Consider the following 7,250-nt stretch of genomic DNA (forward strand, 5'->3'; position numbering starts at 1 on the left):
CGCTGACGCGCGCGCTGCGCGTCGCCGGCAAGGTCGAGCCGGTCTTCGTCGAGCAGATCGACGACATGCCGCAAGCGGTCCTGGACGCGGCGCGTCCGGGCGACGTGGTGGTGACGATGGGCGCCGGCACGATCGGCGCGGTGCCGGGCCTGCTGGTGTCGGGCCAGGCCGCGGCGTCGGCGGCATCGTCCTCCGCGGCATCGGCGGCATCTTCCCCTTCGCAACCCGCTGCCTCGTCAGCGTCGCAACAACCACAGCAAGCGGCCGTGCCGCAAGCCGGAGGCCAGGCATGAGCTTCGTCCCCAATCCCCAAATCGATCCGAAGACGCTCGGCAAGGTCGGCGTGCTGATGGGCGGCCGTTCGGCCGAACGCGAAATCTCGCTGCTGTCCGGCCAAGGCGTGCTGGCCGCGCTGCAGTCGCGCGGCGTCGACGCGCATGCCTTCGATCCGGCGCTGCGCAGCGTCGCCGAACTGGCCGCGGCCGGCTTTGACCGCGTCTTCATCGCGCTGCACGGCCGCTACGGCGAGGACGGCACCATGCAGGGCCTGCTCGAGCAGCTGGGCATTCCGTACACCGGCAGCGGCGTGCTGGCCTCCGCGCTGGCGATGGACAAGCCCGCCACCAAGCGGCTGTGGAGCACGCATGGGCTGCCGACCCCGCGCTTCGCGATGCTGACGGCCGACTGCACCGAGCGCGAGTTCGACGCGGTGGCGGCGGATCTCGGCCTGCCGCTGATCGTCAAGCCGGCGCGGGAAGGCTCGTCGATCGGGCTGACCAAGGTGACAGAGGCCAGCCAGATGCGCGCCGCCTACGAGAAGGCCGCGGCGCTGGACAACGACGTGATCGCCGAAGCGTTCATCGACGGTGCCGAGCTGACCTGCCCGATCGTCGGCGAGGGCCGCGACGCGGTCGCGCTGCCGGTGATCCGCATCGTCGCGCCCGACGCCAACTACGACTATCAAAACAAGTACTTCACGGACGTTACCCAATACCTGTGCCCGGCGAACCTGGGCGATGCGCTGGAGCAGCGCGTGCGCAGCCTCGCGGTCGAGGCCTTCCGCGTGCTGGGCTGCCGCGGCTGGGCGCGTGCCGACGTGATGCTGACCGCCGACGGCCAGCCCTATCTGCTGGAGATGAACACCTCGCCCGGCATGACCGGCCATTCGCTGGTGCCGATGTCGGCGCTGGCGGCCGGCATCAGCTACGAGGACTTCGTGCTGCAGGTGGTCGCCGCGGCGACGCTGGACCTGCATCCGAACGAGCACTGGAAACCCGAATAACCCGCGGCTGACCCCGTACAACGAAGCCATCGCGCACCCCGAACCGACATGTGGCACAACGCACGCCTGCTGAACCTGATCGCCACCACGCTCTACGCCGTGGTGGTGGTGATGGCGCTCGCGGCCGGCCTGATGTGGCTGGCGCAGCGGCCGGTGTTCGCGATCACCCATGTCGAGCTGGCGCCGATGTACGGCGGCACGCTGCGCCACGTCAACGCACCCGCGGTGCGGGCCAACGCGCTGGGCAAGCTGTCGGGCAACTTCTTCACGCTGGACCTGGACGCCGCGCGCCAGGCCTTCGAGTCGGTGCCCTGGGTGCGCAAGGCCAGCGTGCGGCGCGAATGGCCGAGCGGCCTGACGGTCAGGATCGAGGAACACGAGGCGCTGGGCACCTGGGGCGCGCCCGATACCGGGCGGTTGATCAATACCTATGGCGAGCTGTTCGTGGCCAATCCCGCCGAGGCGGAAGAGGACGCCCGGCTGCTCGCGCTCGATGGTCCGCCCGGCAGCGAGGCGGATGTCGTCGACAAACTCGAGATCATGCGCGAGTGGTTCCGGCCGTTGAAGGCCGAGCCGCTCGCGGTGACGTTGTCCGGGCGTTACGCCTGGCGGGCCAGGCTGTCCAACGGCATGGTGGTCGAATTCGGACGGGAACAGACCGACCTTGACCGGATGGCGATGGAGGAACGCGTCAAGCGTTTCGTCATCGCCTGGCCGCAGGTGACGGAGCAGTGGGGCAAGCAGATCGAGTACGCGGATTTGCGCTATCCGAACGGGTTTGCCATCCGGGCAGCCAATGTCCGCTTCCTGACCGAGGCCCAGGCGGCAGCCGCCGCCAAGGCCCGCGAGCAGGGGACGAGCAATGCGAACGGCGCCAACCGTGCCAATGCCAATGCAACTGGCGCGAAGCGTGGTCCGGCTTCCAACAACAATCCGACGCGACTGAGAAAAGAGAACGCGGAGAAAACCCGATGAGCAAGGAATACAAGGACCTGTTGGTTGGTCTGGACATCGGCACCTCGAAGGTGGCGGCGGTGGTTGCGGAATTGCGCCCCGACGGCAGCTACGAAGTGATCGGGATGGGCCAATCCGAGTCCAAGGGGTTGAAGAAAGGGGTCGTGGTCAATATCGAGGCCACCGTGCAGTCGATCCAGAAGGCGCTCGAGGAAGCCGAGCTGATGGCCGACTGCAAGATTTCCGAGGTCTTCACCGGCATTGCCGGTAGCCACATCCGTTCGTTCAACTCGAGCGGCATGGTGGCGATCAAGGACAAGGAGGTGACCCAGACCGATGTGGCGCGGGTCATCGAAACGGCGAAGGCGGTCAACATTCCGACCGACCAGCAGATCCTGCACATCCTGACCCAGGAATTCATCATCGACGGCCAGGAGGACGTGCGCGAGCCGATCGGCATGAGCGGCATCCGCCTGGAGGTCAAGGTCCATATCGTGACGGGCGCGGTCAGCGCGGCGCAGAACATCGTCAAGTGCGTGCGCCGCTGCGGGCTGGAAGTGCACGACCTGATCCTGCAGCCGCTGGCGTCGAGCCTGGCGGTGCTGACCGAGGACGAGAAGGAGCTCGGCGTGGTGCTGGTCGACATCGGCGGCGGCACCACCGACATCGCGATCTTCAGCGAAGGCGCGATCCGCCATACCGCGGTGATTCCGATCGCCGGCGACCAGATCACCAACGACATCGCGATGGCGCTGCGCACGCCGACGCCCGATGCAGAGGACATCAAGATCCAGTACGGCATCGCCAAGCAGGCGATCGCCGATCCGGAGGAAATGATCGAGGTGCCGGGCGTGGGCGATCGCGGCACGCGCACGCTGTCGCGCCAGGCGCTGGCGGCGGTGATCGAGCCGCGCATCGAGGAGCTGTACTCGCTGGTGCATCAGGTCGTGCGCGAGTCCGGCTACGAGGAATTGCTGTCGTCCGGCATCGTGATCACCGGCGGCACCGCAATGATGCCCGGCATGGTGGAACTGGGAGAGGACATCTTCCTCAAACCGGTTCGGGTTGGCGTTCCGGAGTACCGCGGCAATCTGCACGAGGTGGTCAAGAGCCCGCGCTACTCGACGGTGATGGGCCTGCTGCTGGAAGGCCGCGTGCAACGGATGCGCGGACGCAAGGTCGCGGTGCAGAGCGGTTCGGTCAAGCAGATCTGGACGCGCATGAAGGAATGGTTCGTCGGCAATTTCTGATCGGCCGGCATGAATTGGCGACGCGCCGTCGCCGACTGTCCACCGTGGCGGGCGCGGCGCGTTGATGGAGCAGTTTCTTTCTTTCTTTTGGTTCTTTGTTCAGGAACCAAGGGTTGCGGCGGGGAGGCCGCAGCGTTTGGCGACTGATTTTTCTCGGAGGCAGTGATGGACTTTGACATGATCGAATCGGAAATGCAGGACGGCACCATCATCAAGGTGGTCGGCGTGGGCGGCGCGGGCGGCAACGCCGTGCAGCACATGATCAACCGCGGGGTGCAGGGCGTCGAATTCATCTGCATGAACACCGATGCGCAGGCGCTCAAGCGCTCGACCGCGGCGCGCGTGCTGCAACTGGGCAATACTGGCCTGGGCGCCGGCGCCAAGCCGGAGGTCGGCCGCACCTGCGCCGAATCGGCGCGCGAACAGATCGCCGACGCGCTGCGCGGCGCGCATATGGTCTTCATCACTGCCGGCATGGGCGGCGGCACCGGTACCGGTGCGGCGCCGATCGTGGCGCAGGTCGCCAAGGAGATGGGCATCCTGACCGTCGGCGTGGTCAGCAAGCCGTTCGACTTCGAAGGCGCGCGCCGCGCCAAGGTCGCCGAGCACGGCTCGGCCGAGCTGGAGAACAACGTCGACTCGCTGATCGTCGTGCTCAACGAGAAGCTGTTCGAGGTGATGGGCGACGACGCCGAGATGGACAAGTGCTTCCAGTGCGCGGACGACGTGCTGCACAACGCGGTGGCCGGCATTGCCGAGATCATCAACGTGGACGGCCTGGTCAACGTCGACTTCGAAGACGTCAAGACCGTGATGGGTGAGCAGGGCAAGGCGATGATGGGGACGGCCACGGTGTCGGGCGTCGACCGCGCGCGCCTGGCCGCCGAGCAGGCGGTCGCCAGCCCGCTGCTGGAAGGCGTGGACCTGTCCGGCGCGCGCGGCGTGCTGGTCAACATCACGGCCAGCCGCTCGCTGAAGCTGTCGGAGACCAAGGAAGTCATGAACACCATCCGCAGCTATGCCGCGGAAGATGCGACCGTGATCTTCGGTACGGTCTACGACGACTCGATGGGCGACGCGCTGCGTGTGACCGTGGTCGCCACGGGCCTGGGCCGCGCCAGCAAGAAGCAGCAGCCGATGACGCTGCTCAAGACCGGTACCGACAACATGCCGGTGCAGATGATGGCTGGCCTGCAGCATGGCTCGGCGCTGCACAGCGCGCCGGACTACAGCGGCCTCGATACGCCGGCGGTGTTCCGCAGCTCGCGCGAAACCGCGTCGGCGCACGTGGCCGCGCTGCAGGAGAAGGGTGTCGACACGTACGACATCCCCGCCTTCCTGCGCAAGCAGGCGGACTGAGCACGGCGCGACGTCGACCCACGGCGAGCCGGCTCCCCCGGCCAGCCGATCGCATCGCCGGCAGGTTGCCGGCCGCGCATCCGCGACAGCGGGGCACGATGGGCGCTCCCCATCCGCCCGTGCCGCGCTGCGGATGACGGCCGCCGGCCTTTCGCGCGAGCGAGGAGATTGACGCCGCCCGCTGTCCTCCGTCCGCATCCCGTGCCGGGACAGGCGCGCCGCCGGCCGCCTCCCCGGACTGGTCTCCCGCCGTATCCCGGCCGGGATGTGCCTCCCGTCCGCGCGGCGAGCGCAAGCTCGCCGCGCCTGTTTTTGTCAGTTCTGCTTGCCCGCCTGTCGGCATCCGCCGACAGCGGCCCGCGCCGCCGTCCCACTTGGGATGCCGGAGGGCGGCAACTATGATGCAGACTGGGTTTGGCCAAGGCGTTCGCTGCGCCAACGCCGGGGCTGCCTGAGGAAATCGCCATGATCGAAATCGGTGCACGCGTGCCCGACGCGACGCTGTACGAGTACTTCGAAACCGAGGCCGGCGGCTGCGCGCTCGGTCCCAACGCCTTCTCGGTGGCCGAGCTGGCCAAGGGCCGCCGCATCGTCGTGTTCGGCCTGCCGGGCGCGTTCACGCCGACCTGTTCTGCCCGCCACGTGCCCGGCTTCGTCGAGCAGGCCGACGCGCTGCGCGCCGCCGGCGTCGACGAGATCTGGTGCGTGTCGGTCAACGACGCCTTTGTCATGGGCGCATGGGCGCGCGAGCAGGGCACCGCCGGCAAGGTGCGCATGCTCGGCGACGGCAGCGCCGACTGGACGCGCGCGCTGGGCCTGGAGCAGGACCTGGGCAAGCGCGGCATGGGCGTGCGCTCGCTGCGCTATGCGATGGTGATGGACGACGGCGTGGTCACGCATCTGGCCGTCGAAGCGCCGGGCGAATTCAAGGTCAGCAGCGCCGAAGCGGTGCTCGCGATGTTGCGCGGGTAAGACGGCGTTCTGTGACCTTGGGGGCTGTAGATGTCGAGATGGCGGCATTGGAAGTGATTCAAATGCCGCTTATGCAATCTTCTGCGGCGATTTTTTCGCCATCCCCCGCATCTTTTCCGGGCCTTTAACCGTCGAATGCCACACCGTTAACACGACGAAACAAAACTGGTGCAGCGCAATATGCTTGCCGGTGGTAAGATACGGTTTATCAGATCTCAAGCCCGATAGATTTTAATAATTAGCAGAGGCCGTCATGCTCAAACAGCGCACTATCAAGTCCCTGGTCAAGACCGTTGGCATTGGCTTGCACTCGGGCCGTAAAGTGACGCTGACATTGCGGCCCGCCCCGACCGATACCGGCATCGTCTTCACCCGCGTCGACCTGCCCGAGCCGGTCGAGATCCCGGTGAAGGCCTCGGCCATCGGCGACACGCGCCTGGCGTCCGTGCTGCAGAAGAACGGCGCGCGCGTTTCCACCATCGAACACCTGATGTCCGCCTGCGCGGGCCTGGGTATCGACAACCTGTTCGTCGACGTCGACGCCGAGGAAATTCCGATCATGGACGGCAGCGCCGCGTCCTTCGTGTTCCTGCTGCAGTCGGCGGGCATCGAGGAGCAGCCGGCGGCCAAGCGCTTCATCCGCGTCAAGAAGGCTGTGGAAGTGCGCGAGGGCGACAAGCTGGCGCGGCTCGAACCCTACTTCGGCTTCAAGCTGTCGTTCACCATCGACTTCCGCCATCCGGCGGTCGACAAGACCGGCCAGACCTTCGAGATCGATTTCGGCGACACCAGCTATGTGCGTGAGATCGCGCGGGCGCGCACCTTCGGCTTCGCGCACGAGGTCGAGGCGCTGCGCGAGATGGGTCTCGCCCGCGGCGGCAGCCTCGACAATGCGATCGTGCTCGACGAGCACCGCATGCTGAACAACGAGGAACTGCGCTATGGCGACGAGTTCGTGCGCCACAAGATCCTTGATGCGATCGGCGATCTCTATGTGGTTGGCCATCCGCTGATCGGCGCCTACGTCGCCAACAAGTCCGGCCACGGGCTGAACAACCAGCTGCTGCGCGCGCTGCTGGCCGACGAGCAGGCCTACGAGATCGTCAGCTTCGAGCGCCAGGAAGAGGCCCCGGCCGCCTTCCTGCCGCAGCTGCAGCCGGCTTTCGCCTGACGCAGGGCGCGCCGCCCGGCGCGCTCGCTTTTCCCCTGGCTTTTCCCCTGGTTCTTCCGCTGGCTTTCCCGCCGGCGGTTCCGCTAGCCGCGTCCCTGGCGGTGCCGCGACAGCAGCGTCTGCACCGCATCCCGCAGCGGCGAGTCCGGCAGCGTCTGCGCCAGTTCGCCGAGGCTGTTCAATCCGGCCGCCGGCACGCCGGTCTTCTTCGGCCGCTCGGCCGGCTCCACGTCCCAGTCGCCGCGCGCGACGTCGGGCTGCA

At 67.2% G+C, this 7,250-nt stretch carries 6 protein-coding genes and 1 pseudogene; all 7 read left to right on the forward strand.

Annotation, left to right across the window (positions count from 1 at the left end):
- A pseudogene (locus AC6EI8_RS22300) lies at nucleotides 1-293 on the forward strand (hypothetical protein); the annotation flags it as partial.
- Nucleotides 290-1,282 carry a D-alanine--D-alanine ligase gene (locus tag AC6EI8_RS22305; RefSeq protein WP_498382902.1) on the forward strand — a complete coding sequence of 331 codons (993 nt, stop codon included), beginning with the start codon at nucleotides 290-292 and terminating at the stop codon, nucleotides 1,280-1,282. The pseudogene AC6EI8_RS22300 and the gene AC6EI8_RS22305, both read left to right, overlap by 4 nt.
- A 48-nt stretch (nucleotides 1,283-1,330) precedes the next feature.
- The gene (locus AC6EI8_RS22310) at nucleotides 1,331-2,257 is read left to right on the forward strand and encodes a cell division protein FtsQ/DivIB (protein ID WP_149316570.1); all 927 of its coding nucleotides are present in this window, start codon (nucleotides 1,331-1,333) and stop codon (nucleotides 2,255-2,257) included.
- Complete coding sequence (gene ftsA / locus AC6EI8_RS22315; protein ID WP_149316571.1) at nucleotides 2,254-3,486, forward strand: cell division protein FtsA; 1,233 nt, start codon at nucleotides 2,254-2,256, stop codon at nucleotides 3,484-3,486. The genes AC6EI8_RS22310 and ftsA overlap by 4 nt, the downstream gene beginning before the upstream one ends.
- 165 nt (nucleotides 3,487-3,651) lie before the next feature.
- Complete coding sequence (ftsZ, locus tag AC6EI8_RS22320; protein ID WP_149316572.1) at nucleotides 3,652-4,845, forward strand: cell division protein FtsZ; 1,194 nt, start codon at nucleotides 3,652-3,654, stop codon at nucleotides 4,843-4,845.
- Between the two features lie 465 nt (nucleotides 4,846-5,310).
- Nucleotides 5,311-5,817, forward strand: coding sequence for a peroxiredoxin (locus tag AC6EI8_RS22325; RefSeq protein ID WP_150082111.1), 507 nt, complete (start codon nucleotides 5,311-5,313; stop codon nucleotides 5,815-5,817).
- A 253-nt stretch (nucleotides 5,818-6,070) separates the two neighbouring features.
- Nucleotides 6,071-6,988, forward strand: a complete 918-nt coding sequence (gene lpxC / locus AC6EI8_RS22330; RefSeq protein ID WP_150082112.1) for a UDP-3-O-acyl-N-acetylglucosamine deacetylase — start codon at nucleotides 6,071-6,073, stop codon at nucleotides 6,986-6,988.
- Nucleotides 6,989-7,250: the final 262 nt, after the last annotated feature.

Source organism: Cupriavidus sp. R6-3, assembly GCF_059772245.1.

Coding starts and splice junctions, on each gene's coding strand:
- ftsZ (WP_149316572.1), top strand. CDS start 3,652: ATGGACTTTGACATGATCGAATCGGAAATGCAGGACGGCACCATCATC.
- ftsA (WP_149316571.1), top strand. CDS start 2,254: ATGAGCAAGGAATACAAGGACCTGTTGGTTGGTCTGGACATCGGCACC.
- AC6EI8_RS22310 (WP_149316570.1), top strand. CDS start 1,331: ATGTGGCACAACGCACGCCTGCTGAACCTGATCGCCACCACGCTCTAC.
- AC6EI8_RS22325 (WP_150082111.1), top strand. CDS start 5,311: ATGATCGAAATCGGTGCACGCGTGCCCGACGCGACGCTGTACGAGTAC.
- lpxC (WP_150082112.1), top strand. CDS start 6,071: ATGCTCAAACAGCGCACTATCAAGTCCCTGGTCAAGACCGTTGGCATT.
- AC6EI8_RS22305 (WP_498382902.1), top strand. CDS start 290: ATGAGCTTCGTCCCCAATCCCCAAATCGATCCGAAGACGCTCGGCAAG.